General features: G+C 57.4%; 1 protein-coding gene and 1 tRNA gene. Both read left to right on the top strand.

What is annotated here, in order from left to right:
• On the top strand, nucleotides 1-690 hold a 690-nt coding region (locus tag A3730_RS03585), incomplete at its 5' end, for a 4-hydroxyphenylacetate 3-hydroxylase C-terminal domain-containing protein (RefSeq protein WP_304439456.1).
• A gap of 60 nt (nucleotides 691-750) precedes the next feature.
• Nucleotides 751-826: transfer RNA gene (locus tag A3730_RS03590), tRNA-Thr, on the top strand.
• Nucleotides 827-904 lie beyond the last annotated feature (78 nt).

Below are 904 nucleotides of genomic sequence, written 5' to 3' on the forward strand. Positions count from 1 at the left end.
CAGGAAGTGCTTGTGTACTTCGATGATGTGTCCATTACCCACACTCACGTGTTCATGGACGGCGAATACGAATTCGCCCAGGAGCTGGTCAGCCGCTTCACTGCCTATCACCGCGCCAGTTATGTCTGCAAAACCGGCCTGGGCGATGTCATGGTCGGTGCAGCGGCATCCATCGTGGAATACAACGGCCTGGAAAAAGTCAGCCACATCCGCGACAAGCTGGTGGAAATGACCCATCTCAACGAAACCATCTACTCTTCCGGCATCGCCAGCTCCCACGAAGCGAAGAAGATGCCCAGCGGCATCTTCATGAATGACACCATGCTGGCCAACGTGTGTAAGCACAACGTGACCCGTTTCCCCTACGAGATTTCCCGCCTCGCCCAGGATCTGGCCGGCGGTATCATGGTCACCATGCCCAGCGAACAGGACCTGGAAAATGAAGAAGCCGGAGACATCATTCGTCGCTTCCTCAAAGGCCGCGAAGACATCCCCACCGAGGACCGCATGCGCATCCTTAGGCTGATCGAAAACATGACCCTGGGCCGCAACGCCGTGGGTTACCTCACCGAATCCATGCACGGAGCAGGCAGCCCGCAAGCCCAGAGAATTCAGATTCTGCGCGGCATGGATGTGGAGAAGAAGAAGTGGCATGCCCGCAAACTGGCCGGCATCAAGCAGGAAGCCTGATTCCTGCTTGCCTGCAGCGGGCGGCCTGCTAAACTAGCGCCCGCCCCGCACAACGGGCATGCCGGGATAGCTCAGTCGGTAGAGCAACTGATTCGTAATCAGTAGGTCCGCGGTTCGATTCCGCGTTCCGGCACCATTCGAATTCCACAAAAAAGCCGCTCCTGATCATCAAGAGCGGCTTTTTTGTGGGCGAAAATCGCCGCAGACGATCGCC

This window comes from Alcanivorax sp. HI0044 (genome assembly GCF_001634945.1).